A 25,591-nucleotide genomic window follows, 5' to 3' on the forward strand; every position below is an offset into this window, starting at 1 on the left:
CAGGCGGTGAGGGTCTCGCGAGGTCGTGCGGGTACTGGTGGTACTGGTGGTGCGCCGACTCCGTTGACGGCCTGCCCGGGCTCAGCCTATGCAACCGCGGAGCAGGTCGCGCACATTCCGCCCGGCGGGGCCGGACAGGCCGTCACTTGCGTTCCGAGCGCAGGTCCAGCCCCCGCAGCACCTGGTCGACCAGCTCCGGGTCGGCGCCGAGTTCGCTGCGGGCGGCGAGCATCTCGCGCCGGGAGGCGGCGATCATCTCCTGCTCGACCTCCCGGGCGGCCCGCCACTGGCTGAGCCGCAGCTTGGCCTCGGCGGCCTCCTCCTCGGCGTAGTTCTCCGGGCAGAGCCGGGCCAGCCGGTCGTGCTGACGGTCCCGCAGGCGGTCGGCGACCTCGGCGGGCAGCCGGTCCTGCTCCTCCAGTTCACCCAGCCTCCTGAGCCCGGCCTTGGCGGCCCGCCACCAGAGCTGGCGGACGGCCTGCTCGTGCTTGTCCTGGTCGATGTCCAGTTCGAACCGCTTGGCCAGCCAGGGCAGGGTGAGGCCCTGCACCAGCAGGGTGAACAGCACCACGCTGAAGGCGATGAAGACCAGGCGGCCGCGCTCGGGGAACTCCTCGCCGGAGTGGAGGGTGAGCGGGATGGCGAGGGCCAGGGCGACGGTGGCCACGCCGCGCATGCCGGACCACCAGAGGATCACGCTCTCCTTCCAGCTGAACGGGGTGTCCTCGTCGTCGCCGCTGCGCAGCTTCTTCGACAGCCAGCCGGCCGGCAGCAGCCAGAGCAGCCGGACCACCACGACCACGCCGATGACCACGGCGGCGTCGCCGATGAAGCCGGTCCAGCCGCGGCCGGCCTCCTTGAGCACGGTGGCCAGCTCCAGGCCGATCAGGCCGAAGGCGACGCCGGTGATCAGGATCTCGACGACCTCCCAGAAGGCGTTGCCGACCAGCCGGAAGGAGACGGCGTCGGCGTCGGAGGCCCGCTCGGCGAGGTAGAGCGCGCAGACCACGACGGCGAGCACGCCGGAGCCGTGGATCTCCTCGGCGATGGCGTAGGCGGCGAAGGGCACCAGCAGGTTGAGCGCGACCTGCTGGGTCGGGTCGTCCAGGCGCTCGGCGAGCTTGGTGTTGACCCAGCCGAGGGCGATGCCGACGACCACGGCGAGCACCGCGGACAGGATGAAGCGCAGCACCGCGTGGCCGACCGAGAAGTCGCCGCTGACCACGGCCTCGATGGCCAGCGAGTAGACGACGATCGCGGTGACGTCGTTGAACAGGCCCTCGCTCTCCAGGATCGACACCAGGCGCCGGGGCAGGCCGACGCTGCCGGCCACCGCGACGGCGGCCACCGGGTCGGGCGGGGAGACCAACGCGCCGACCGCGATCGCGGCGGCGACCGGCAGGGCGGGTAGCAGCCAGTGCACCGCCCCGGCCACGGCGGCCGTGGTGACCACCACCAGGGCGACGGCCAGCAGCAGGATCGAGCGGACGTTGGCCTTGAAGTAGCGCACCGAGGAGCGCCGGGCGACCGCGAAGATCAGCGGCGGCAGGACCAGCGGGAGGATCAGCTCGGGCTCGATGGTGACGTCCGGGATCTGCGGGACGAGCGCCATGACGATGCCGAGCAGGGTCATCAGGACCGGTTGCGGTACTCCGGTCTTGCGTGCGAGCGGCATGGTCACCACGGAGGCGAGCAGCACCAGGAAGAACAGGGGCAGCTGGCCCACGGAAACGTTCCTCTCCACAACGGACGGCTGAGCGCCGCCCAGGATAAATCTGACAATGCGCCCATCAGTGAAGACACGCCGAACAATGGCTTGACCTCAAGCGGACTTCAGGTCCGAGGATCGGGGGTGGCCGAACAGTTGATTCGAACAGTCAAGCGGTCGGATGTCGAACATTCGAGAGGGCGGGAGCAGACATGAAGGCGGTCACCGTGACGCGGTCCGGCGGTCCGGAGGTCCTGCGGGTCACCGAGGTGTCCGCCCCGGAACCCGGGCCGGGCGAGGTGCGGGTGCGGGTCTTCGCGGCCGGGGTGCAGCCGGTCGACCTCGCGATCCGGGAGGGCTTCCGCCCGCCGGGGGCCGTCGCCGAGCCGCCGTTCGTCCTCGGCAACGAGTTCGCCGGAGTGGTGGACCGGCTCGGGCCGAACGGCTCCGGCTGGCAGGTCGGCGACGAGGTGCTGGGCTTCCGCCTCCTGGAGAGCCAGGCCGAGCTCGTCACGGTGGACGCCGCCCAGCTGGTGGCCAAGCCCGCCGGCATGCCCTGGGAGCAGGCCGGCTCGCTCTCCGCCTCCGGCCAGACCGCGCACCTGGCGCTCACCCTGCTCGCGGTCGGCCCCGGCGACACCGTCCTGGTGCACGGCGCCTCCGGCGGGGTCGGCACCGTCGCCGTCCAGCTCGCCCGGGCCTGGGGCGCCACCGTGATCGGCACCGCGAGCGAGCGCAACCACGACTACCTGCGCGGCCTGGGCGCGATCCCGGTCGCGTACGGCGAGGGGCTGGTCGAGCGGGTCCGGGCGGTGGCGCCGCAGGGCGTGGACGCCGCCTTCGACGCCGCCGGGCGGGGCGCGCTGGCCGCCTCCGTCGAGCTGGTCGCCGACCGGAGCCGGATCGGCACCGTGGTCGACTACGCGGAGGCCGAGCGGCTGGGCGCACGGGGGCTGCGGGGGCCGCGCACGGCCGCGCGGCTGACCGAGCTGGTGCGGCTGTGGGAGGCGGGCGGGCTGCGGCTGAAGATCGCCGAGGCGCTGCCGCTGGAGCGGGCCGCCGAGGCCCACCGGCTGGTCGGCGCCGGGCACGTCCGGGGCAAGGTGGTCCTGGTGCCGTGACGGCCCGCGCGCGGCCGCCCGGGCCGATTGTGTGTTTCGGCTGCTGACCAGGTAATGTTCTCCGCGTCAGCAGGCGCCGCTAGCTCAGTTGGTTAGAGCAGCTGACTCTTAATCAGCGGGTCCGGGGTTCGAGTCCCTGGCGGCGCACAGACAGCCGGAAGGCCCTTCGCGAGAGCGGGGGGCCTTCCGGCGTTTCCGCGCTCCCCGCCGGCGCCACCGCCGACACCCCGCCGGCATCCCCGCCGGCCGTGGCAGGAAAGGTGGGAAACGGGTCATTGCTGCCACTGCGGCCCGGTGACAGGCTGGTCGCATGAGAGCGCGCAGCGTGGTCGTCGTCCTCTACGAGGGCGTGCAGAGCCTCGACGTGGCCGGTCCCGTGGAGGTCTTCACGGGGGCGGGCGCGGCCGCCGGACAGCCGGGGGCGTACCGGGTGACCACCGCCTCCCCGGGCGGCGGGCCGGTACGCAGCCACAGCGGACTGCGGCTGCTGCCGGACGCGGACCTGGCCGAGGTCGGGCCGGTGCACACCCTGCTGGTCCCCGGCGGGCTGGGCAGCGGTCTCCCGGACGGTGCGCTGGTCGCACGGATCCGGGAGCTGGCCGACCGGGCCGAGCGGGTGGTGTCGGTGTGCACCGGGGCCTTCCTGCTCGCCGAGGCCGGGCTGCTGGCCGGGCGCCGGGCGACCACGCACTGGGCGTACTGCGAGGAGCTGGCCCGGCGGTTCCCGGACGTCGAGGTGGACCCGGACCCGATCCACGTCCGGGACGGGAACGTCGCCACCTCGGCCGGGGTCACCGCCGGGATCGACCTGGCGCTGGCCCTGGTCGAGGAGGACCTGGGACGCGACGCCGCGCTGCTGATCGCCCGCCACCTGGTGGTCTTCCTGCGCCGACCGGGCAACCAGGCCCAGTTCAGCACCCAGCTGGCCGCCCAGGTGGCGGTCCGGCAGCCGCTGCGCGAGGTGCAGCGGTGGATCGCCGAGCACCCCGAGGCCGACCTGTCGGTCGAGGCGCTGGCCCGCAGGTCGGCGCTGTCACCGCGGCACTTCGCCCGGGCCTTCGCCACCGAGGTGGGGGTGACCCCGGGCCGGTACGTGGACGGGGTCCGGCTGGAGGCCGCCCGGCGGCTGCTGGAGGACACCGCCGACGGCATCGAGGAGATCGCGCGCTCCTGCGGCTACGGCACCCCGGAGGCGATGCGGCGCGCCTTCGTCCGGTCCCTGGCCGCCTCGCCCGCCGAGTACCGACGCCGCTTCCGACCCGATCCTGCTGGAGGACACTGATGCGCATCGCCGTTCTGCTCTACGACGAGTTCACCGCCCTGGACGCCGTGGGCCCCTGCGAGGTGCTGTCCCGCATCCCCGGCGCCGAGGTGGTGTTCACCGCCGCGAAGCGCGGCCCGGTCCGCACCGACATGAAGACCCTGTCGCTGACCGCGGAGGCCGCCCTGGACGAGGTGGACGCGGCCGACGTGCTGCTCGTCCCGGGCGGGCCCGGGACGGAGGCCCGGCTGGCCGACCAGGCCGTGCTGGAGTGGGTGCGCGCGGTGGACGCCACCACCACCTGGACCACCTCGGTCTGCTCGGGCTCCCTGCTGCTGGGCGCCGCCGGGCTGCTGGCGGGGCGCCGGGCCACCTCGCACTGGTGCTGCCTCGACGCGCTGAAGAAGTTCGGGGCGGAGCCGACCGGGACGGAACGGGTCGTGGTCGACGGCAAGTACGCGACCGCGGCCGGGGTCTCGGCCGGGATCGACCTCGCGCTGACGCTGACCGGCCTGATGGCCGGGGACGCGACCGCGGAGGCGATCCAGCTGGTCATCGAGTACGACCCGCAGCCGCCGTACTCGGCGGGCTCGGTCGCGTCGGCCCGGCCCGAGCTGGTCGCCGAGCTGCTGGCCAACGGGCTGCAGCTGCGCTAACCACGATCGGCCGGGAAGCCGTGTCGGCGGGCGCCGGTGACCACTGCCAGGACGGGCAGCATCAGGGCGAGCACCGTCCAGGGCAGGGCGCCGGTGCCCAGGCGGCCCAGCACCAGGCCGCCGACCACGCCGCCGCCCGCCATCGCGGCGTTCCACAGGGTGACCAGCACCGCCTGGGCGGCGTCCGCCCGCTCGCCGCCCGCGTCGCCGACGGCGGTCTGCAGCAGGGTCGGGGCGCCGCCCCAGCCCAGGCCCCAGAGCGCGGCGGCGGTGTACACCAGCGGTGTGCTGTGCGACCAGAGGCCGAGCAGGCCCGCGGTCAGGGCGACCAGCAGCGCGCCGCCGATCGTCAACCGCCGTAGCCGGCGGTGGATGTGGGCGCCGGTGAACCAGATGCTCGCCAGCGAGGCCAGGCCGAAGACCAGCAGTACGGTGTCGGTCGCGTCGCCGAGGCCGGTCCGGTCGAGGAAGGGCGCGATGTAGGTGAACAGGACGGTGTGGGCGAGCACGAGGAGCACCGTCACGGCGAGCACCGGCGCCACCCCGGGCACGGTGAGCACGGTCCGCACCGGGGCGCGCTCACCGGCGCGTTGTCCGGGCTGGTCCGGCAGCAGGGCCGCGATCCAGCCGATCACGCCGAGCGCCAGTGCCGTCATGGCCAGGAAGGGCACCCACCAGGCGAGCGCCCGGCCGAGGAAGGCGCCGACCGGCACTCCCAGCGACAGCGCCACCGGCACGCCCGCCATCGCCACGGCCATGGCCCGGCCCTGCCGCTCGACCGGCACCAGCCGGCGCGCGTACCCGGCCAGCAGCGCCCAGGCGAGGCCGGCCGCGACGCCCGCGAGGAAGCGGGCGGCCAGGGTGAGCGGGTAGTTCGTGGAGGCCGCGGTGACGGTGTTGGCGGCGGCGAAGCCGGCCATCGCGGTGAGCAGCAGCCGCTTGCGGCCCCAGCCGGCGGTGGCCGCGGTGAGCGGGATCGCGGTGGCGGCGGTCCCGAGCGCGTAGACGGTGACGGTCTGCCCGGCGGCCGACTCGCTGACGCCGAGGGCGCCGCTCATCCCGGGCAGCACGCCGGCGGGCAGGGTCTCGGTGAGCGCGGTGACGAAGACGGCGGTGGCCAGGGCGAGCAGGGCGGGCAGCGGAAAGGGGCTGCGGGCTACGGGAGTCGGGAGCTGTGTGGTCGCCATGGGAACCATGCTCGATCCTCACACCGGTGTCAGGTTCAAGCACGGTTCCCGGCGACGTCACCTCAGCGGCGGAAGTAGCTGTCGAAGTTCTTGGAGAACTCCCGGCCGCCGAACTGGTCCCAGTTGACGGACCAGGTCATCAGCCCGCGCAGGTTCGGCTGGGCGCCCGAACGCGGCACGTACGAACCGCAGTTGGCCAGCCTGGTGAGACAGTCCAGGGCCTTGTTCACCTCGGCCGGGGCGACGTAGCCGTTGCCGGCGTTGGTGGTGGCCGGCATGCCGATGGCCACCTTGGAGGCGGGCAGCGGCGGGAACACGTTGTTCGCGTTGCCCGCCACCGGGAAGCCGTTGAGCAGCAGGTCGGTCATCGCGACGTGGAAGTCGGCGCCGCCCATCGAGTGGTACTGGTTGTCCAGGCCCATGATGGAGCCGGAGTTGTAGTCCTGGACGTGCAGCAGGGTGAGGTCGTCGCGCAGCGCGTAGATGACCGGCAGGTACGCCCCGGCGCGCGGGTCCTGTCCGCCCCAGGGGCCGGAACCGTAGTACTGGTAGCCGAGTTGGACGAAGAAGGTCTCCGGCGCCATGGTCAGCACGAAGCCCGGGCCGTACTTGGCCTTGAGGGTCTTCAGCGCGGAGATCAGGTTGACGATGACCGGGCTGGTTGGGTTCTTGAAGTCGTTGTCACCGGTGTTGAGGGAGAGCGAGTGCCCCTCGAAGTCGATGTCCAGGCCGTCCAGGCCCCACTTGTCGATGATCGCCGAGACCGAGCTGACGAAGGTGTCGCGGGCGGCGGCGGTGGTCAGCTGGACCTGGCCGTTCTGGCCGCCGATCGAGATCAGCACCTTCTTGCCCTGGGCCCGCTTGGCGGCGATGGCGGCCTTGAAGTCGGCGTCGGACTCCACGGTCGGGCAGTCGGTGACGGAGCAGCGGTTGAACCGGATGTCGCCGGAGGTGACGGAGGTGGGCTCGCCGAAGGAGAGGTCGATGAAGTCCCAGGAGTTCGGGACGTCGGCCATCCGGGTGTAGCCGGCGCCGTTGGCGAAGCTGGCGTGCAGGTAGCCGACCAGGGCGTGGCTGCCGGGCGGCGGCGGGGTGGTCGGGGTGCCGGTGGGGGTCCCCGTCGGCGTCCCGGTGGGGGTGTCGGTGGGCGTTCCCGTCGGGGTCCCGGTCGGGGTGCCGGTGGGCGTCGCGGTCGGCGTGGGCGTCGGGGACCCGGTGGGCGTCGGCGTCGGGCTGGGGGCGCCCGGCCCGTCCAGCGAGACGTCGTCCGCGTAGTAGGTCCCCTGGCCGTACCAGCCGTGGGTGTAGACGGTGGCGCTGGTCTGGGTGGCGCCGGTGGTGAAGCTGACGCTGAGCTTCTGGTAGCCGCCGCCGGTGCCGGGGGTCCAGGTGCTGGGGCCGCCGCCGTCGACGCCCAGGTAGACGTACGAGCCGTTGACGTACGCGCTGAGCGTGTACGTGGTGCCGGGGGCGACGGTGACGGTCTGGCCGCACTGGGCGGTGTCGCCCGCGGTGGCCGCGGCGGCGAGGGCGTAGCCGCCGCCGTGCACCGGACTGGTGACGACGCTGCCGGAGTTGCCGGTGCAGCTCCAGGGGCCGAGCGAGCCGGACTCGAAGCCGCCGTTGACCAGGAACTCGCCGGCCGAGGCGGCGGGCGCCAGGCCCAGGGTGACGCCGACCAGGGTGGCCGCGGCGACGACGGAGGCGGTGCCGGCGGCGAGCAGGGTGCGGGACTGCTTCCGGCGGGCGGGGGCGGGTACGGGTGTGGTTCTGCGCATGCGGGGGCTCCTGCGATGGCGCGGTCGTGGGGGACGTCCGAGGGCACGCCGGAGCACGCGCCAGTGGGGGGAGGAACGGCCCGGCCTGGCACCCAAGTTGGACTAGACCACTGAAGTGGATTCGACACTGCGGTGTCAATGGTCCAGACCGGTCAGCGGCCTACGCACCGACCGCCGGGCGGCCCCGACGGGCCGCCCCGGTTGCCGGGGGTGACACCCCGTCGAAGGATGGAGGGGTGACCCCGCCCGGCTACCTCCGCTACCCCCACCTGCACGGCGGACTGCTCGCCTTCACCGCCGAGGACGACGTCTGGATCGCCCCGCTGGACGCCGACGGCGCCACCGGCCGGGCCTGGCGGGTCAGCTGCGACCGCACCCGGGTCAGCCACCCCCGCTTCTCCCCCGACGGCCGCACCCTCGCCTGGACCAGCTGGCTGAACCTGACCCCCGAGGTGTGGACCGCCCCCGTCGAGGGCGGCGAGGCCGAACGGCTCAGCCACTGGGGCAGCCAGGACACCCGGGTACGCGGCTGGCTGCCGGACGGCGAGGTACTGGCCGTCACCTCCTACCACGAGCCGTTCGGCCACTACACCTGGGCGCACGCCCTGCCGCCCGACGGCTCCCCCGGCCACCGGATGCCCTGGGGCCCCGTCGGCGACGCCCAGCTGAGCCGCGAACGCACCGTGCTGCTCACCGGCGCCGCCCCGCACGAACCCGCCGCCTGGAAGCGCTACCGGGGCGGCGCCACCGGCCGGCTCTGGGCGGACGGCGAACAGATCCTGGCCGGACACCCCGGCCACCTCGCCTCACCCATGCCCGTCGCCGGGCGGATCGCCTTCCTCTCCGACCACGAGGGCATCGGCAACGTCTACTCCTGCCGCCCCGACGGCACCGACCTGCGCCGGCACACCGACCACGCCTCCTACTACGCCCGCGAGGCCGCCACCGACGGCACCCGGATCGTCTACCAGCACGCCGGCGACCTCTGGCTGCTGGAGAGCCTGGACGCCCCCGCCCCGCGCCGGCTCGCCGTCCCGCTCGGCGGCGCCCGGGCCGGCCGCCGCCCGTACCAGGTCAACGCCGCCTCCCAGGTCAAGGACCTGGCCTGCGACCAGAGCGGCCGGGCCGGGGTGATCACCGTGCGCGGCAGCCAGTACTGGCTCACCCACAAGGACGGCCCGGCCCGCGCGCTCGCCGACACCCCCGGGGTGCGGACCCGGCTGCCGGTGATCCTCGGACACACCGGCGAAGCCGCCTGGATCACCGACGCCGAGGGCGCCGACGCGATCGAGGTGATGCCGCTGCCGGGGCACGAGGACACGGAGAAGCACCGCCACCGGGTGCTCGCCGCCGACCGGATCGGCCGCGTCCTGGAACTCACCGCCTCCCCCGACGGCGCCCACCTCGCCGTCGCCGCCTCCGACGGGCGGCTGCTGCTGGTCGCCGCCGCCGACGGCGCCGTCCGCGAACTCGCCGCCTCCGGCTACGGGCCGGTCTCCAGCGCCCGCTTCTCCCCCGACTCGCACTGGATCGCCTGGTCCCAGCCGGTCGCCGGGCGCTCGCTGCGCCGGATCCGGCTCACCCGCACCGAAGCACCCGGGCCGGTCACCGAAGTCACCGACGGCCGCTTCGAGGACGAGCAGCCGGTGTTCACCCGGGACGGCCGCTACCTGGCCTTCCTGTCCTGGCGCGGCTTCGACCCCGTCCACGACGTGCACACCGGCGACCTCTCCTTCCCGCTCGGCTGCCGCCCCTACCTCGTCCCGCTCACCGCCGACACGCCGTCCCCGTTCGCCGCGCCCGCCGAGGACGGCGCCCCGCGCGGCGACGGCGGCGGCGACGGCACCGTCCGCGTCGACCCGCAGGGCATCGGCGAGCGGCTGCTGCAGTTCCCCGTGATCGCCTCCAAGTACTCGGCCACCGACGCGGTGCGCGGCGGCCTGGTCTGGCTGCGCTGGCCGATCTCCGGCACCCTCGGGCAGACCTTCGCCAGCCCCGACGACACCTCCGGCCGCCCCTCGCTGGAGTACTTCGACCTCGCCCGGGGCACCCGCACCACCCTCGTCGACAAGCTGGACGGCTACGCCGTCTCCGGGGACGGCGGCTCGATCGCGGTCTACTCGGCCGGGACCCTGCGGATCGTCCCGGTCACCGGCGGCGCCGGCAGCACCGTCGACCTGCGGCGGATCACCCACACCGTGCACCCCGCCGCCGAGTGGCGCCAGGCCTACCACGAGGCCGCCCGGATCGTCCGGGACCAGTTCTGGGACGAACGGATGTCCGGCCTGGACTGGCCCGCCCTGACCGCCCAGTACGAGCCGCTGCTGGAGCGGGTCTGCTCACCCGACGACTTCGCCGACCTGCTGCGCGAACTCCTCGGCGAACTCGGCACCTCGCACGCCTACGTCACCCCGTCCCGGCGCGCCGAGGGGCCCTCGCTCGGCCAGCAGCCGCTCGGCCTGCTCGGCGCCAACGCGCACCGCTCCCCCGACGGACGCTGGCTGGTCGAGCGGGTGCTGCCCGGCGAGACCTCCGACCCGCGCGCCCGCGCCCCGCTCGCCGCCCAGGGCGTCCGGGACGGCGACGAACTGCTCGCCGTCGGCGGCCGCCCGGTGGACCCGGTGCGCGGCCCGCTGCCGCTGCTGGCCGGCACCGGCGGCACCACCGTCGAACTGGCCCTGCGCGGCAGCCCGGACGGCCCGGTACGGCGGATCACCGTCACCCCGCTGACCGACGAACGGGCCGTCCGCTACCAGGACTGGGTGGCCAAACGCCGCCTCCTGGTCCGGGAGTTCAGCGACGGCCGGTGCGGCTACCTGCACATCCCGGACCTCGGCGGCTCCGGCTGGGCGCAGTTCAACCGCGACCTGCGGCGCGAGCTGGACAAGCCCGCACTCGTCCTGGACGTGCGCGGCAACGCCGGCGGCAACGTCTCCGAACTCGTCCTGGAGAAACTCACCCGGCACGTCCTCGCCTGGGACTTCGGCCGGGACCGCCAGCCGGTCCGCTGGCCCCGGCACGCACTGCGCGGCCCGCTCGTGGCGCTCGCCGACGAGGCGACCAGCTCGGACGGCGACGTGGTCATCGCGGCGATCAAGCTGCTCGGCCTCGGCCCCGTCGTCGGCAGCCGGACCTGGGGCGGGGTCGTCGGGATGACCGGGCGGCACACCCTCGGCGACGGCACCCGGATCTCGGTGCCCAAGAACGCCTCCTGGTTCGAGGGCGGACTCGGCTGGTCGGTGGAGAACCACGGCGTCGAACCGGACGTGCACGTGCTGCGCACCCCGCGCGACTGGGCCCGCGGGCGCCACCCCGAGCTGGTCGCCGCCGTCCAGCTGGCGCTGGACCTGCTGGAGGACGCGCCCGCCGCGGCGCCTCCGCCGCAGGACACCCCCCGGCCGGACCTGCGGCGCCCGCCGCTGCCGCCGCGGGCGCGGTGACCTGGGGGCCGGGGGCCGGGGGCCGGGGGCCGGGGGCCGGGGCTTGAGATTCGGGGCTCGGGGGGTCTTCCGGGGTTTCAGCCCCAGGGGTCGCCCTCGGCCGTCATGTTCTCGGCCGCGCGCCGGTCCGCCTCCTCCTGGGCGACACGGGCACGCCGCTCCGACTCACGGGCCTCCTGGGTCTCGCGGGCGCGCTCGATCTCCGGGCTGTACGCGTCCACGGCCTCGTCGTGGGCGATGGCGGCACGCTCGGCGGCGTCCTGCCCGGTCCCCTCGTGCGCCTTGTGGCGGAACCTGTCGAAGATGCCCATGACTCCTCCTCCGAACGGATACCGGGCTTCCCCCACTCTCACACCGGGCACCCGGAGCCGCACGTTGAGCCTTTGGTCCCTGGTGAACGCGCCCAACGGCCGTGGCGCGGAGGTGGCCACCCGGCGCAGATTGGAGCCGTCGGCCGAACTGACGCCACCGTCTGGAGCCCACCGTGACCGTCGTACCTTCCGCCCGCCAAGCCCGGCGCCCCGCCGAGGACCCCCACGACGGGCCGCGCCGGCGGGTCGGGCCGCTGGCCGTGCTGGACGGGCGGCTGCCCGGCACCCACGACCTGCTGCTGATGCAGTGCCCCAGTTCGCTGCACCCGCTGGCGGGCGGCGAACTGCCGGACTGGGCGCGCGCCGTCCTGCGGGTGCACCCGTGGGTGACGGTCGGCCGGGCCCCCTCCCTGGTCGGCGCCCCGGCGGACGTACCGCACCCGCAACGCTGCACCCGGAGCCCGGAGGCCGCGCCCGAACAGTGGATCCCGGTGACCGTGCGCGGCCCGCGCCCCGGGCAGCGACTGGACGCCCTGGCGCCCTGGGCCGCAGTCGCCCGCACGCTGCGCCCCGAGCAGCTGGCCGGGCGGTGCGGGCGGCTCGACCCCGAGCGGGTCGCCGGAATCCCGGCACTGGCCCTGCTCCCGGCGGTCGGCCGGATCGTCGCGGACCACCGGCTGTCCTGGGGCCCGATCGGCGCGGTCGGCTACGAGCTGGGCACCGGCGTACCCGTCGCCGGGCCGCTGAGCCCGCTGCGACTGGTCCTGCGCACCCCGCACCCGATCAGCCGCCGGGACGCGCTGCAACTGCGGCGGGCGCTCAGCAGGCTGCCGGTCCCGGTGCAGGCCGAACTGGAGACCCGCTACGGCTCGGTCCAGCTCGCCGAGTACGCGGCCTCGCCGTACACCCTCACCCTGCTGACGCCGGACGGGCCCCGGGAGGTCCGCGATCCGTGGTTCCCACGCGGCCCGTTCGTCTGAGCCGTCAGGTCAGTCGGGCCGGTTGGCCGGTTGGGCGGCCGGGACGCCGGCCGGCGCTGAGCCACCAGCAGGCGGCCCGGGCCTCACGCATCAGGCCGAGGACCGCGCGGCCGAACCTCGGCATCACGGTTCACCACCGTCCGGACCTTCCGGCGCCCGAGGACGACCAAGGGGTCTTCGAACGGCTGGTTCGCCAGGTAGCCCGCCGACCAGGCGACGCCCCACCGGGAACAGTTCGGGCAGTTCCACGTCCGTCCGGCGGCGTTGGCGTCGTCGAACAGATCGACCGGGGCGCAGCAGTCCGGTGCGGGACAGGAGGGGTGGTCGGTCATCGGCGGCGGCCCCGGCCGAGTCGCCGCCAGGTGGCCCGCCGGATGGGGGACTCGGACGCGACGATGCCGAGGGCCGGTCGGCGCTTCACGCGGTCCGGCCACGGGGCTCGGCGGGGACGCCCACGTGGACGACCTCCTTGTCGGCCGTCCCGTCCTTGACCAACTTGACCGACTCGCCGACCTGCGGGCGGCAGAGCGGCCCGGTCGGGGACTTCTCGCCCATCACGACTGACTCCGTTCCGTAGCTTGATGACTACCCGGGGTCGTCACTGTCCTCTAGCATTGGACGTCCTTCAACCTCTCAAACGTGCCTGGAGAGTGGCCCATGGACAAGGCCGAGCTGGACCCCGGCTCGTCTCCAACCGCCGAGTTCGGTGCATTCCTCCGCAGCTCACGAGGGGTAAGGGGTTGGCGGCAGGAGGATCTGGCGAGCGCCATCGACTGTTCACCCACGCACGCGTCGGCCGTGGAAACCGGTCGATGTCACCCGACAGAGCGCCTCGCTCGCGAACTTGACGAGGCCTTCGGATGGGATCGCGCCTTCGCCCGCAAGGCACTCGACCTCAAGACCTCGGCACTCCTCGAAGGCCTCCCGGAGTACGTCGCGCACGAGTCAAGGCCGGTGGAGCCGAGACTGTTCGATCTGGGCCTCCTCTTCCCGGCCGAAGCCTGGCAGTCCTTCGTCTCCGCCCTCCGAGCCGGCGAGTTCGACACCGGCTGACGTCCGGTCCGAACACCAGAGTCAGATAGGCAGGTTCCAGCCCGGCCCGTCCACACTTCCTCCCGACGTGCTCACGAGTCGGGGCCCTTCTCCAGTTGGTCGGCGATGGCGCGGGCACTCGCCGAGGCGATGTCGACACCCTGCCAGGCCCATTGGCCGGTCAGATCACCTGGGCCGGGTCGTCCAGCCAGACCTGCCAGCAGTCGGGGGTGACGGTGAGTCCAAGCCGGTCGACACCGGGCCGGCCCGCCTCCTGCCACCAGGCGAGAACCTGCTCGAACTCCTCCCACAGCCGCCGGCCACCGTACTGGCGCACGTGGTTCGCGGTGTCGCCGTCGCGACAGGTCGCGGCGGCCCAGGCCGGAATGGTGAGGGAGTACAGCCACAGGGTGCGGGATCCGTCGTCGTGCGGCTGAACGGCGTGTGTCACGTCCCGCAGGCGCAGTCCGGCGGCGAGCGGGAAGGGGTCGAACTTGCCGTGCGACGGCGGGGTGGCGGTGGTGAGGTGTTCGATGACCGTGCCGCCGCTGTCCGGGCTCTCAGGGCGGACGAGGCGCTGGGAGCGCATCTTCATGAACTCGACCGGCTGGAGGAACGGCCCCGTGGCGGTGCCGTCGTCGGCGACGGTGAGGCGGACCAAGGCGTCGGCGTTGGAGTAGTGGGTGCCGAACGGGGCGAGGATGATGCCGCCGGGCCGGGTCTGCTCGATCCAGGCGTAGGGGATCTCGCGCAGGCCGTAGGTCGCGATGGTCCGGTCGTACGGGCCACCGGGCTTCCAGCCGAACCGACCGTCGGCGCAGACCGTGGTGGGGCGGCGGCCGGCGCGCTCCAGGGCTGTGCGGGCCCGTGCGGCGATCTGCGGGTCGATCTCGACGGTGACGACGTTCGCATCGCCGAGGCGGTGGCCGAGCAGCGCGGCGTTCCAGCCGGTGCCGGTGCCCTGCTCGATCACTTGCATCCCGGCCTCGACCTGGAGGTCGTCGAGCATGGAGGCGACCAGGGACGGCATGGAGGCGGAGCTGGTCGGCACCGTGCCCGGCTCGACGCCCTGGTGCTGACCGTCGTCCCACTGCGTGACGATCGGGATGTCCGCGGCGGCGGCCTGGAGCCAGCCGGGCTCGTCCGCGCCGCGGTCGACGAGGCGGCTGGTATCGGTGGCCAGGTCGTGCGCCCACACCAGGCCCGGGAGGAACAGGGAACGCGGGACGGCCTCGAAGGCCGACACCCAATCGGCGGCGACGGGGAAGGGCCGCCCGTCCGAGCGGCCCTTCTGCTCAGGTTCGAGCGTCACTTGCGGCGCCCTCCGTCGCCGGGCGGCGTGGTGCCGTCGGGGGTCGGCGGATCCGGCGGCGGCGTCCAGGGCGTCCCGGGGTGCCCATCACCGCCGTCCCCGCCACCGCCACCGCCGTGCTCTCCACCGTCATGTGCAACCGACTCCATCACCGGCTCCTCTCCAAGGAATGGCTGCCGCGCCACGAGCACCAGGACCGGGGATGTTCCGGCCCCCCGTCCACGACTCGGCATCGACGACGTCATTTACCGTTCCGTCTGCCAGACGAGCCCGTCAAGGGCGTGCGGAAGCACATGCCCGCTCCCGGTGTCGGCCGTTGTTCCGGGATTCACCAATCGCCTTCCACCACCTGGTGGTTGGATGCACTCTTTCCACGGACGACGCTCACTTCTGCAGCCGTCTCCACCCCGTGACGGGCTTGCTGTGAGAGTACTTTCCTGTACGAGTACCTGGCCGGCTCACGTGGGTGACTCTCACCGAGATCCCCGGGTACGTGCCGTACGGGGCTCTTCGAGCCGGTACGGAAGTACCTGAACAACGCGCTCAAGGGTGGACGGACCTCAATGGAGTGGCGCTGCGGGCTGTTACCCACACAAGATGCACGAGGCGGATCGGAATACCATTCCCCACCGAGCCGGTGTTCGATCAGAAGCAGTTGGAGGCCCCGCCACCCAGGAGAGCGGGTAGCGGGGCCTGGAGCATCAGCCGGTGACGCTGGGGGTGCCCGTCTCCAGGTGGCCGGTGAAGCGCTGGGACCAGCCGGCGTCCGCGTCCACCGTCACCGTGAAGTCGTACCAGCCGTTGTTGTAGGCCACGGCGTTGAAGAAATCGGTGACGTTGCCGCCGGCGGGGACCTGGTAGGTCCAGGGGCCGTCCGTGCGGTAGTTGTTGGAGGCGATGGTGAAGGTCATCGGCGTCGCACCGGAGTTGGCGAGCTTGAAGTAGACCGCCGGCTTGCCCGTCCCCGGTTCGACCGCGTACGAGGCGGTGACGGCCGCGTTCTTGCCGGCCTTGGTGGCGTCGCCCTTGAAGCGGCGCAGGAAGCGGTTGGGGCCGACGACGGTGAGGTCGTAGGGGCCGCCGCCGAAGTTGGTGCCGCAGTTGAAGAAGTCGCTGGTGGTGCCGCCCGGGTCGACGGTGTACTGCCAGGGGCCGCCGCTGCGGTAGGCGTTGGCGTAGGCGGCGAAGTGGGCGGACTTCGCCGCTGCCGCGCCGCCGTTGTCCATCGCGATCCAGACCTTCATCACGCCGCCGGAGCCGAACTCCAGGTGGTCCAGGTTGGCGTTCGGCTGGTACGGCAGGGCGCGGGCCGGCCGGGTGCCGGTCTCCTGGATCGGGAGCTGGTTGTTGACCGGGGCCGGGTTGGGCAGCGGGCCGCACGCCGACAGGCCGATGGTCTGCGAGGTGTCGGGCAGCCCGGGCAGGCCGTAGACGGGGTTGGCGAAGTCGAACGCGCTGGTCAGGTCGCCGCAGACGCGGCGGCGCCAGTCGCTGATGTTCCGGCATTGCGCGGGCGTGCCGAGGGCGGCGGTCCAGGTCTCCAGGAAGCGCAGCACGGAGGTGTGGTCGAAGGTCTCGGAGTTGACCCAGCCGCCGCGGGTCCAGGGTGAGACGGCGATCATGGGGACGCGGAAGCCGAGGCCGATATTGGTGCCGTTGTAGAACTCGCCCGGGGTGCCGGCGGGGGCGGCCGGCGGCGGGACGTGGTCGAAGAAGCCGTCGTTCTCGTCGTAGTTGATGAACAGGACGGACGAGTTGAAGACGTTCGGGTCGGCGTTCAGCGCGTCGATCACCAGGTGGACGAAGTGCGCGCCGTCGGCCGGGGTGGCGTACGGGTGTTCGGAGGAGGCCTGGTCGGGGACGATCCAGGAGACCTGCGGGAGGGTGCCGTTCAGCACGTCGGCCTTGATCGCGGCGGCGATGTCGTCCGGGGTCCTGCCGGTGGCCTTGGGCACCGAGCCCATGCCCTTGACGGCCAGCGGGCTGCCGGCCGGGGCACCGGAGAACTGGGTGAAGTACGCGAGGGCGTTGTCGCCGTAGTTGTCGGCGGCGTTCTGGTAGACCTTCCAACTGACGCCGGCGCTCTCCAGCGCCTCCGCGTAGGTCTGCCAGCGCAGGCCCTTCTCGTCGCCGCCGTCGTACGCGGGGCCGCCGGCGCTGCCGGCCGGGTCGATCTGGCCGGACCAGTGGTAGGTGCGGTTGGGGCCGGTCGCGCTGAGCACGGAGCAGTGGTAGGCGTCGCAGATGGTCCAGTTCTCGGCCAGCGCGTAGTGGAACGGGATGTCCTGGCGGGTGAGGAAGCCGAGGGTGCGGACGTTGCCCTTGGCGGCGACCCAGGAGTCCATCTTGCCGCTGTTCCAGGCCTTGTGCTGATCGCTCCAACCGTGGCTGAGGTCGCCATTGCACTGGGCGAGGCGCTCGGGGTCGGCGCCGCCGGCCGGCTTGGTCTGGCTGAACTGCCACGGGTACTGGCGGCCGAGCAGGCCGTTGGGCTGGTTGAAGACGCTGTAGCCGCCGGCTATCTGGATGGCGCTGCGGTCGGCGAAGCCGCGCACGCCGCGCAGTGTGCCGAAGTAGTGGTCGAAGCTGCGGTTCTCCTGCATCAGGATCACCACGTGCTGCACGTCGTTGATGGTGCCGGTCTGCCGGAGCGTGGCGGTGGAGGCCACCGCGGGCGCGCCGGGGGCGGCCCCTGCGGCGCTGGTGCCGGCCACGGCGAGTCCCGCCGCGGCGGCACCGGACAGCGTGACGAACTTCCTACGACTCAGCTCGGCCATCAGCCCGGCCCGTCCCTTCGTTGGCGATCTGGCGATCTGGCGATCTTGCGATGTTGTGTACACAAGTCGGGGCTCATCGATCGCGCAGCATCTTCCACCCCGGCCGGAGGCGCCCACCAGATGCGCGCGGCAGGGTTGGCGGACTGTTCGTCCGGGTGTCACCGAGCGACGCCGGGCTGAACGGGCGGCGGAAACGCCGGGGAGGGACGGGGCGGGCGGCTGGTCAGCGGTCCTTGACCTCGATTCCCAGCGCGTGGGCGAACTGCGGTGCCAGTTCCAGCAGTTGGGTGGAGCTGATGACCGCGCCGCGCAGCCCCTGGTGGCCGTCCGCGAGTCCGAGCCGGGCGGCCCCGCGCAGATCGGTCTTCTTCAGGGTGGCACCGCGCAGCCGGACCTCCTCCAGCGTGGAGCCGGGGAAGGACACCTCGGTCAGCTTGGCCTCGCCGAAGTCCACGTCGCGCAGCAGGCAGTCCTCGAACACGACGTCCCGCAGCACGGCCGCCCGCAGGTTGACCGCCTCCAGCTTGCAGCCGCGGAACACCACCCGGCGCAGCGCCGAGCCGTACCCGGCGACCCCGGCCAGCACGCCGCCGACGAAGGCGCTGTCCTGCCACTCGGTGTCGCTCAGGTCGCAGGCCACCCAGCGGCCGGCCTGCACCCAGACCTCGTTGAACCGGGCCTGGCGCAGCTTGACCCCGCTGAGCGCGACCCCGGTGAAGGCGCACTCCAGGAACGCCGCCCCGGCCGCCGACTCGTCGGTGTGCTCGCCGCCGTCGAAGTGCGTGGTGTCGTACCGCTCGTCGCTGCGCAGCCGCCCGGCGTGGGGGCGGAGCAGGTCCGCGTACGGCAGGTCGGTGAGCTGGTCGGGGGCAGAACGCGGCATGGCGGCGGCACCTCACGGTCGGGGACGAACGGGTCTCGCCCGCATGCTCGCACGCGGCACCGACAACACCCGGGACGACCACCCGCCGAGGGGCGACGGCCACCAGACGACGGCGCCCCGGCCCGGCCGCTGCGGACTGCGGCCGGACCGGGACGCCTGCCGGACGATCAGCCGCGCGCCCAGAGGGAGTTGACGCGGCTGCGCTCGGTGCTGTTCGGGTACGGGTTGGTGCAGGAGGTGCCCGGGCCGCCGCCGGACATCAGCTCGCTGCACGGACCGGAGTAGTGGTCCGGCAGGCCGAGCACGTGCCCGGTCTCGTGCGCGGTCACCCGGACCGAGTTGTACTGCCGGTTCTGCTGGTAGTCGAGGAAGACGTAGCCGCGCCCGTGGCCGTCGGTGCTGGCGTAGGAGCCGCGGCTGTCGTTGCCCTCGTAGTACGAGAAGTCGCCGCCCGAGCCGGCCCGCAGCTGGACGTTGCTGACCGAGCTGTTCCAGATCTGCGCGGCGTTGGCTATCTGGGTGCGGAAGGTCGGTGCCGAGCTGGCGTCGTAGGTGACGACGACGGTCGCCAGGTTCGGGCTGGCGGCCTGCTTGGCCTTGGCGGAGGCCATCACGGCCTGGAAGAACGCCTGGTTGTTCGCGGCCTCGGCGGCCGAACCGGCGTACGTCGAGGCGGTGTAGCCCTGGACGGCCGGGCCGGGGGTGGCCGCGGACGCGGCGGTGGCGGGCAGCACGGCGAGACCGGCCGCGAGGGCCAGGCCGAGGGTCGCGGACAGCACGGATCGCTTCATGTGGGGGCTCCGATTCCGGTGGTGCCGTGGCCGGTTGGGGGCCGGCCCTGGGGGACACCTGGTCAGCGGGTGATGTCCCCAGAGCTTCGGGCAGCCCGGCGGGCGGGCGGATGATGTCAACCCGCGATAGCTTCGATCAATACCCCTTGCCGTAAAGGGATTTGAGATGTCTTTAACCGGCCTTGACTCATGCGTGCCCCTGGCATTCCGCTCCACCGGCGGTTAGGCTCCCGATCGGGGAAGCAACCGAGCGGCGGGCCACCCGATTCCGGCCGGGCGGCCCGCCGCACCCGAAGGGCACCGGCAACTTCCTTGGCGACGCGACGAGTTCGCGGGATTGCCTAGTTCACGGACTCGACGCCGTTCGACCAGAGGCTGTCGACCTGGCCGCGCTCGTTGCTGTCGGGGTAGGGGTTGGTGCAGGACGGGCCGGGGCCGCCGCCGGACATCAGCTCGCTGCACGGCCCGGAGTAGTTGTCGGGCAGGCCGAGCACGTGGCCGGTCTCGTGCGCGGTGACGCGCAGCGAGCTGTACTGCTGGTTCTGCTGGTAGTCGAGGAAGACGTAGCCGTGGCCGTGGCCGTCGGTGCTGGCGTAGGAGCCGCGGCTGTCGTTGCCCTCGTAGTACGAGAAGTCGCCGGTGCCGCTGCTCGCCTGGAGCCGGACGTTGCTGACCGAGCTGTTCCAGATCTGCGCGGCCTGGGATATCTGACTGGTGAAGGAGGGCGCACTGGCGGTGTCGTAGGTGACGGTGACGGTCTGCAGCCACGGGTCGGCGGCCTGCTTGGCCTTGGCGGAGGCCATCACGGCGTGGAAGAACGCCTGGTTGTTCGCGGCCTCGGCGGCCGAACCGGCGTACGTCGAGGCGGTGTAGCCCTGGACGGCCGGGCCGGGGGTGGCCGCGGACGCGGCGGTGGCGGGCAGCACGGCGAGACCGGCCGCGAGGGCCAGGCCGAGGGTCGCGGACAGCACGGATCGCTTCATGTGGGGGGCTCCGGATTCGCGGTACGCCGAATCGCCGGGGCCGGTGGGGGCCGGACACGGCTGCGGCGACGGTGGGGGCGCCCCGGTGGGGCCGGGGCGGATTCGCTGCCCCTGAGCTTCGACCCGACCGGGCCTGCGGCGGATGATGTCAACCGGCGATAGCACCGCCGCATAGCGGCGGGGCCCGCCACGTGCCCTCCTGCCGCGTTTTGTTCTGTCATGTCCTTGGCGATATAGCCGGGTGGCGTCTATGCTCCGGGCGTGGAGCTCGACGTGAGACACCTCCGGGTGGTGTGCGCTATCGCCGACACCGGCAGCCTCCGCAAGGCCGCGCTCCAGCTCGGCATGACCCAGCCCTCCCTCACCACCCAGCTGCACCGCATCGAACGGGCCATCGGCGGCACCCTGTTCACCCGCGAGCAGACCGGCAGCCGACCCACCGCGCTCGGCCACTCGGTGCTGTCCCGGGCCCGGCCGGTGATCACCGAGATGGCCGCGCTGGTGGCCGCCGCCCGCCAGGAGGCCCGCGACGCGGCCGGCCCCGGGCGGCAGCGCCGGCTGCGGATCGGCAGCGTCGGCAGCCGGGCCGTCGCCGCCTGGCTGCGCCGGGTGCACGAACGGCTCCCGGACACCGACACCACCATCCACGTCGACGTCTCGGCCAGCGCCCTGCTGCGGATGGTCGCCGCCGACCAGCTGGACGTGGCCTTCGTCTACGAGAGCGAGGGCTTCCCGCTACGGGTGCCGCCGGACGCCGAGCACCGGGTGCTGATGTCCCGTGAGCCGCAGTTCGTCGCGCTCGCCGCCGGACACCCGGCCGCCGCCCGCCCGGTCGTCCACCTGACCGACCTCGCCGAGGACACCTGGATGGTCGACCCGACCGCCGACCACGAGTACGCGGCGATGCGCCGGGTGTTCAGCGATGCCGGGCTCAACCCCCGGGTGGTCCAGGTGCGGGACAACGCCACCGCCGCCGAACTGGTCGCCTCCGGCGAGGCCGTCCGCCCCTGCCAGCCGACCTCCGCCCCCGGGCCCGGCACGGTGGTGCGCCCCGTGCACGGGGACCCGCTGGCCGTCCGACTGCTGCTCACCTGGCGCCCGCGCGCGCTCAGCCAGCCCGCACTGGACGCGCTGTACGGCGAACTGCGCGCCGCCTACCTGGACCTGGCCAAGGTCAACCCGGCCTACCTGGCCTGGCTGGCCCGGCACGAGCCGATCCTGCTGGACTGCGCCTGAGCATCGGCGCCCGTCAGCCCTCCCGGCTGTGCAGCAGCACGCCCACCGCCACGGTCAGCGCGCAGACCAGGCCCGCCGCCAACACACCGGAGCCGCCGAGCGCGGTGCAGGCCAGCACCAGCACCGCCGCCGTCGGGGCCAGCGCCTGCGCCAGGCCGGTCTTGGTGTGCCGGGAGTGCAGCAGCCAGACCGTGAGCAGGTAGAGCACGGTGGGCACGGTGACCGTCGCGGTGGCGGCCGTCGCGGAGATCTCCGCCTGGTGCACGGCCGACTCCACCGCCACCTCCAGCCCGGTGCCGACCGCGGCGGCCGCGCCGAACACCAGGTAGTGGCCGTACCCCCAGGCGAAGGCCTGCCGGTTGGAGCGCAGGTGCTCGTGGACCGGCCGGGCGAAGTAGATCCACCAGGCCGCGAAGCAGATCAGCAGGCCGCCGACCGCCACCGGCAGCAGCCGGCCCAGCTCCTCGTGCTCGTCCACCGCCGACTGCACCGCGACCGTCGCGGCCGCCACCGTCTCGCCGAGCACGATCAGAGTGAACAGCCCGTACCGTTCGGCGATGTGGTGCGGGTGCCAGGAGGTCTGCATCCGCAGTTCGGCGACCACCGGCACGGCCAGCTCGCACAGCACCCCGAGCGGGATTGCCACCGGCCGGACGGCGTCCGGCAGCAGCACCACCACCACCCAGCCCACCTGGCAGAGCGCGATCCCGACCGCGTACCGCACGGCGACCCGGCGCGCCTCGCCCTGCTCGCTGGCCGCCGCGCGCAGCCACTGGGTGACCATCGCCAGGCGCATCACCACGTACCCGGTGATCGCCAGCGTCAGGTCCTGGGTGGCGAACAGCCGTGGCACCCCGGCCGCGAGGACCAGCACCCCGGCGATCTGCACCAGCGTGGTGACCCGGTACGGCACGTCGTCGCAGTCGTAGGCGGAGGCGAACCAGGTGAAGTTCATCCAGGCCCACCCGTGAGCCAACGGAGCAACACCGCTCTGACCTGCGGTTCTTAACCCACGCGCTCGAAGACCCCGTAGGGGTCCCGGCGGGAGGGTGACAGCACCGCAAGCCGAGGGCGGTTCGACTTCGGCGAACGGATGACAGATGGAACGGGAAGACCTCCCCGCGCTGCGTGCCCTCGGGTTCAAGGACGACGAGCTCAAGGAACTCGGACTGTGGGAGCCGGTCACCGGTGACCCCACCTCGCTGGCAGAGATGTACCTCCGGCGGTCCAAGAAGAAGGACACGTTGGCCGCGCTGCGAGCCATGGTCCGACAGATGTGCGCGCAGGCGGAGCGCGACCGGATCAAGATCCGCCACGTCTGGTTTGAACAGAAGTCGGCAAGCAAGGCGTACGTCCGGCGCGAGGAGTTCGAGAAGTCCACAGCGGCAATCGCGGCCGGTCTCTCCAAGACCCTCTACGTGTTCAAGACCTCTCGCCTTTCCCGTCGGGGAATGGGTCAGGTTGGCCTCTTGCTCGACACCTTCGAGGAGCGACAGGCACGCATATTTGTCGTCGCCGAGCACCTGGACTCGCGCACCTCCCGAATGATCCTCGCGTTCCTCAGCGAGCAGGCCCGAGACCAGGCAAAGGACATTGCCGAGTTTACGAAGCTCGGCATCGACGCCCACAAAGCCGAGGGCCGTTGGCCGGGCGGAGTCACCCCGTACGGGCTCGAATGCCCGAAGGGAACGGGAAAGCTGCGACACCTTGCCAGCGAGTATCCGACAGCACGCCGGATCGCTGAATGCCTGCTTGCCGCCATGGTCCCGGCAAAGATCGCGGACATGCTGAACAAGGAAGGGAAGCGGACCCGCAAGGGTGCCATGTGGCGGGCGCAGACGATCATCCACCTGGCCAAGTCGGTCAGCTGGGCAGGTCTCATTCCAAACCGTGAGCGCGCCACGGACGAGAACGGAAACCCGATCGACAAGTACTTCCGCAGCATCGAGCCGCTAATGGACGCAAAGGGTGTCCCGATTTCCGGCGGCGAAGGTGTCGTCACTTATGACGAGTTCCTGAAGATCAACGCGCTGATCTCTGGCCGTTCGCGTGCTGCGTCGGGTTCTTCGATCGGAAACAAGCGGCGGGGAGTCCGCCAGCCGGTCACGATCATGACGGGACTGTTCAAGTGCCCTCACTGCGGTGGTCCCCTCGGAAACGGCGGGCGGAACTACAACTGCCGCAACCGGGCCGTCATGGGTGAGGCAGCTTGCACGGGAGCGGCGACGACACGGCCGCGCGTGGACGACGCAATGGCCCAACTCTGGACGGGGCACATTCTCCAGCTTGCCCCCGACTCGGAAACCATTCAGAACATCGCTCGCCGCTGGCTCAGCTACCAGGACCCCGGAAAGGAAGCACGCAAGCGCCAGGTGTCCGCTGTTCTGGAAAGCGCCGTCGGCCGGGAAATGAAGCTCCAAAAGGAGTTCTTTGTCCTCCAGAAGATGAGCGAAGAACAGTTCGAGAGTCTGCGGGAACAGGTCGCGGCGCAAATCGCCGAACTCAAGGCCGAGTTGGCGCAACTGAGCAAGGAAGCCGACCTGTCTCCTCTGATGGACCCCGAGGCCCTGACCGCGATTTGGAACAGCGAAGGAATGGAGGGGCGGCGCGCACTCCTGAAAGCGGCCGTCAAGTCGGTGACCATCACCCCCGCCAAGCACAAGGGCGACCGGACACCGATCCTTGACCGGCTAGTGGTCACGTGGCGGGACGAGAAGGACCCGGCCGCGCTGGCAGCGATCGACAAGGCCATGGACTTGGTTGAGCGGACACGCCAGACGGCCGCGTAAGGCGCCCTGAGAGGCCCGGTGAGGGGATTTCCCCGCCGGGCCTTTCTCATGCCCTCAGACGGCCTCGCAGGGCTTCGCTGCTCCCCGCACTTAACCAGCACACCTAGTGAAGGACGAACCACCGAGGAGAGAACGGAGAGACGCGATGCCAGTCACAAAAACTCTGGACTTTGAGACTTTCGCCAAGCGCATGGATGCGTGGGCCAGCGAGAGGGACACCAAGCGCGGTCGCCTGGTTCGCGCGTTCCGAAAGAACCTCGGTGATCGCCACGATTACCAGGCCGCCCGGCTCGCGCTGCTCATCAAGGAAGCCGAGACCGCTTGGTAGAAATCCCGAGATCAATCCCCCGCCTCTTGCTGGGCGGGGTTTTTTCTTGACTTACTTTCGCGGACATGTGCGGACTAAGTCGGCACTTCCGCGAACTCCACCCGAGAATCCGAAAGGAAAGCAAGATGACTGACCAGACTTTCGATGGAGTAGTGCGGACTAGCGCGGGAGATACGCGAACTAGCTCGGGGCTTTCGTGGAACCATCCGGCCAGGAAGTCGAGTTACGAGGACATATGCAGTGCGATTCGGCGGATCGAGGCCATTACCTGGGAGACACTAGGACCTGGCCACCCCAAGGCCGAGGAGATCCACACCGCAGCACGGGAAGCCCTGAAAGTCGCGGATGCCGCCCTGTTCCCGGCCAACCGTTGCGCCGCCGCTGAATGCCTAGAGACCGTGCCGCATAAGGAAATGGGCCGCCCGGCGCTCTACTGCTCCACCCGCTGCAAGGACCGCGCCGCCTACGCGAGGAAGCGACAGCGGAAGGGCTGAGCCGGCGCCTCTATTTCTTTGTTTTCTGAAAACATGACGGGCACCTCCCGCCTCGCCGACGACCACGAGGCCCGCACCCGATTTATGGCCGTTCCGCATTTCGAATCTTCCGCGCCGACACAGCGGAGAGGGGTTCGACACTCGCCTTACCCCCTCTGACCAGGGACTAGGTGTTGAGTGTTGATTCTGACATCAAAAGTAGAGAGTACATAGGGTTTCCTAGGGGCTGGCCAAAACAGAGTTCGGAATCGGCACTCGACACCAAGTCCCACCCCACCCCGCTGTACCGCCTGCGAGCGAATGGATGCGCCAGCGCACTGAGGGGCCCTCTGACGGCCGCTGAGCGGCGATCCGATATCAGGGCGCCACCGAGGCCGAGATAGGCGCTCACAGGGCCGCACGGAGCCTTGCCGCCGCCATCGAACCGAACAGCGCAACGAGCGCTGCGCTCTTAACCAACACACCTCGTAAGGGGTACAGGCGGTTTCCGCCTCAGTGGGATTCGGTTAGCTGAGTTCCCCGGC

The 25,591-nt window shown here is 72.0% G+C and carries 20 protein-coding genes and 1 tRNA gene; 10 read left to right on the plus strand and 11 right to left on the minus strand.

Features of this window, described 5'->3' with window-relative positions; translation table 11 throughout:
- Positions 1 to 142: 142 nt before the first annotated feature.
- The gene (locus tag ACIQVZ_RS23470) at positions 143 to 1,726 is read right to left on the minus strand and encodes a Na+/H+ antiporter (RefSeq protein ID WP_167745871.1); all 1,584 of its coding nucleotides are present in this window, start codon (positions 1,724 to 1,726) and stop codon (positions 143 to 145) included.
- Between the two features lie 194 nt (positions 1,727 to 1,920).
- On the opposite strand from ACIQVZ_RS23470, the gene ACIQVZ_RS23475 reads away from it, so the two are divergent.
- From ACIQVZ_RS23475 to ACIQVZ_RS23490, 4 genes are all read left to right on the plus strand, one after another.
- Positions 1,921 to 2,829, plus strand: a complete 909-nt coding sequence (locus tag ACIQVZ_RS23475; RefSeq protein ID WP_402452595.1) for an NADP-dependent oxidoreductase — start codon at positions 1,921 to 1,923, stop codon at positions 2,827 to 2,829.
- Positions 2,830 to 2,902: 73 nt separating this feature from the next.
- Positions 2,903 to 2,976: transfer RNA gene (locus tag ACIQVZ_RS23480), tRNA-Lys, on the plus strand.
- A gap of 163 nt (positions 2,977 to 3,139) precedes the next feature.
- Positions 3,140 to 4,111, plus strand: a complete 972-nt coding sequence (locus ACIQVZ_RS23485) for a GlxA family transcriptional regulator (RefSeq protein WP_402452597.1) — start codon at positions 3,140 to 3,142, stop codon at positions 4,109 to 4,111.
- On the plus strand, positions 4,111 to 4,746 hold the full coding sequence (locus ACIQVZ_RS23490; RefSeq protein WP_350882572.1) for a DJ-1/PfpI family protein: 636 nt from the start codon (positions 4,111 to 4,113) through the stop codon (positions 4,744 to 4,746). Before ACIQVZ_RS23485 ends, ACIQVZ_RS23490 begins: the two co-directional genes overlap by 1 nt.
- Here the strand turns inward: ACIQVZ_RS23490 and ACIQVZ_RS23495 are convergent.
- Together ACIQVZ_RS23495 and ACIQVZ_RS23500 are read right to left on the minus strand one after the other, a co-directional pair.
- Positions 4,743 to 5,933, minus strand: a complete 1,191-nt coding sequence (locus ACIQVZ_RS23495; RefSeq protein WP_402452598.1) for an MFS transporter — start codon at positions 5,931 to 5,933, stop codon at positions 4,743 to 4,745. The two genes, ACIQVZ_RS23490 and ACIQVZ_RS23495, sit on opposite strands and share 4 nt — an antisense overlap.
- 62 nt (positions 5,934 to 5,995) lie before the next feature.
- A complete protein-coding gene (locus ACIQVZ_RS23500; RefSeq protein ID WP_402452600.1) occupies positions 5,996 to 7,711 on the minus strand; it encodes a chitinase in 1,716 nt (571 codons plus the stop codon).
- A 236-nt stretch (positions 7,712 to 7,947) separates the two neighbouring features.
- Between ACIQVZ_RS23500 and ACIQVZ_RS23505 the strand changes: the two genes are divergently transcribed.
- A complete protein-coding gene (locus tag ACIQVZ_RS23505) occupies positions 7,948 to 11,151 on the plus strand; it encodes a S41 family peptidase (protein WP_402452602.1) in 3,204 nt (1,067 codons plus the stop codon).
- A gap of 77 nt (positions 11,152 to 11,228) precedes the next feature.
- Here ACIQVZ_RS23505 and ACIQVZ_RS23510 read toward each other — a convergent pair whose 3' ends face one another.
- Positions 11,229 to 11,462, minus strand: a complete 234-nt coding sequence (locus ACIQVZ_RS23510; RefSeq protein WP_350882580.1) for a hypothetical protein — start codon at positions 11,460 to 11,462, stop codon at positions 11,229 to 11,231.
- A 173-nt stretch (positions 11,463 to 11,635) separates the two neighbouring features.
- Between ACIQVZ_RS23510 and ACIQVZ_RS23515 the strand changes: the two genes are divergently transcribed.
- Positions 11,636 to 12,442, plus strand: a complete 807-nt coding sequence (locus ACIQVZ_RS23515; protein WP_402452604.1) for a phosphoribosyl-dephospho-CoA transferase MdcG domain-containing protein — start codon at positions 11,636 to 11,638, stop codon at positions 12,440 to 12,442.
- Positions 12,443 to 12,859: 417 nt separating this feature from the next.
- On the opposite strand, the gene ACIQVZ_RS23520 is transcribed toward ACIQVZ_RS23515, so the two are convergent.
- Positions 12,860 to 12,997 carry a hypothetical protein gene (locus ACIQVZ_RS23520; RefSeq protein ID WP_402452605.1) on the minus strand — a complete coding sequence of 46 codons (138 nt, stop codon included), beginning with the start codon at positions 12,995 to 12,997 and terminating at the stop codon, positions 12,860 to 12,862.
- Positions 12,998 to 13,099: 102 nt separating this feature from the next.
- Between ACIQVZ_RS23520 and ACIQVZ_RS23525 the strand changes: the two genes are divergently transcribed.
- The gene (locus ACIQVZ_RS23525; RefSeq protein ID WP_402452607.1) at positions 13,100 to 13,495 is read left to right on the plus strand and encodes a multiprotein-bridging factor 1 family protein; all 396 of its coding nucleotides are present in this window, start codon (positions 13,100 to 13,102) and stop codon (positions 13,493 to 13,495) included.
- 160 nt (positions 13,496 to 13,655) lie between these two features.
- On the opposite strand, the gene ACIQVZ_RS23530 is transcribed toward ACIQVZ_RS23525, so the two are convergent.
- From ACIQVZ_RS23530 to snpA (ACIQVZ_RS23550), 5 genes are all read right to left on the minus strand, one after another.
- Positions 13,656 to 14,786: a methyltransferase domain-containing protein gene (locus tag ACIQVZ_RS23530; protein WP_402452608.1), complete on the minus strand. Its 1,131-nt coding sequence runs from the start codon at positions 14,784 to 14,786 to the stop codon at positions 13,656 to 13,658.
- A 701-nt stretch (positions 14,787 to 15,487) separates the two neighbouring features.
- Positions 15,488 to 17,563, minus strand: a complete 2,076-nt coding sequence (locus ACIQVZ_RS23535) for a phosphocholine-specific phospholipase C (protein ID WP_402452609.1) — start codon at positions 17,561 to 17,563, stop codon at positions 15,488 to 15,490.
- A 223-nt stretch (positions 17,564 to 17,786) separates the two neighbouring features.
- Positions 17,787 to 18,446 (minus strand): pentapeptide repeat-containing protein, encoded by a 660-nt coding sequence (locus ACIQVZ_RS23540; RefSeq protein WP_402452610.1) that lies wholly within the window; start codon positions 18,444 to 18,446, stop codon positions 17,787 to 17,789.
- 167 nt (positions 18,447 to 18,613) lie between these two features.
- A complete protein-coding gene (gene snpA, locus ACIQVZ_RS23545) occupies positions 18,614 to 19,237 on the minus strand; it encodes a snapalysin (protein WP_350882593.1) in 624 nt (207 codons plus the stop codon).
- A gap of 341 nt (positions 19,238 to 19,578) precedes the next feature.
- On the minus strand, positions 19,579 to 20,220 hold the full coding sequence (gene snpA, locus ACIQVZ_RS23550; RefSeq protein ID WP_402452611.1) for a snapalysin: 642 nt from the start codon (positions 20,218 to 20,220) through the stop codon (positions 19,579 to 19,581).
- 261 nt (positions 20,221 to 20,481) lie between these two features.
- On the opposite strand from snpA (ACIQVZ_RS23550), the gene ACIQVZ_RS23555 reads away from it, so the two are divergent.
- Positions 20,482 to 21,456 carry a LysR family transcriptional regulator gene (locus ACIQVZ_RS23555; RefSeq protein WP_350882597.1) on the plus strand — a complete coding sequence of 325 codons (975 nt, stop codon included), beginning with the start codon at positions 20,482 to 20,484 and terminating at the stop codon, positions 21,454 to 21,456.
- 13 nt (positions 21,457 to 21,469) lie between these two features.
- Here ACIQVZ_RS23555 and ACIQVZ_RS23560 read toward each other — a convergent pair whose 3' ends face one another.
- On the minus strand, positions 21,470 to 22,654 hold the full coding sequence (locus tag ACIQVZ_RS23560; protein WP_402452612.1) for a low temperature requirement protein A: 1,185 nt from the start codon (positions 22,652 to 22,654) through the stop codon (positions 21,470 to 21,472).
- On the opposite strand from ACIQVZ_RS23560, the gene ACIQVZ_RS23565 reads away from it, so the two are divergent.
- Positions 22,557 to 24,245 (plus strand): recombinase family protein, encoded by a 1,689-nt coding sequence (locus ACIQVZ_RS23565; protein WP_402452614.1) that lies wholly within the window; start codon positions 22,557 to 22,559, stop codon positions 24,243 to 24,245. The genes ACIQVZ_RS23560 and ACIQVZ_RS23565 overlap by 98 nt on opposite strands.
- 145 nt (positions 24,246 to 24,390) lie before the next feature.
- Positions 24,391 to 24,573, plus strand: a complete 183-nt coding sequence (locus ACIQVZ_RS23570; protein WP_402452615.1) for a hypothetical protein — start codon at positions 24,391 to 24,393, stop codon at positions 24,571 to 24,573.
- The last annotated feature ends 1,018 nt before the right edge of the window (positions 24,574 to 25,591 follow it).

The sequence above is a fragment of the Kitasatospora sp. NPDC098663 genome (genome assembly GCF_044760075.1).
Classification (GTDB): Bacteria; Actinomycetota; Actinomycetes; order Streptomycetales; family Streptomycetaceae; genus Kitasatospora.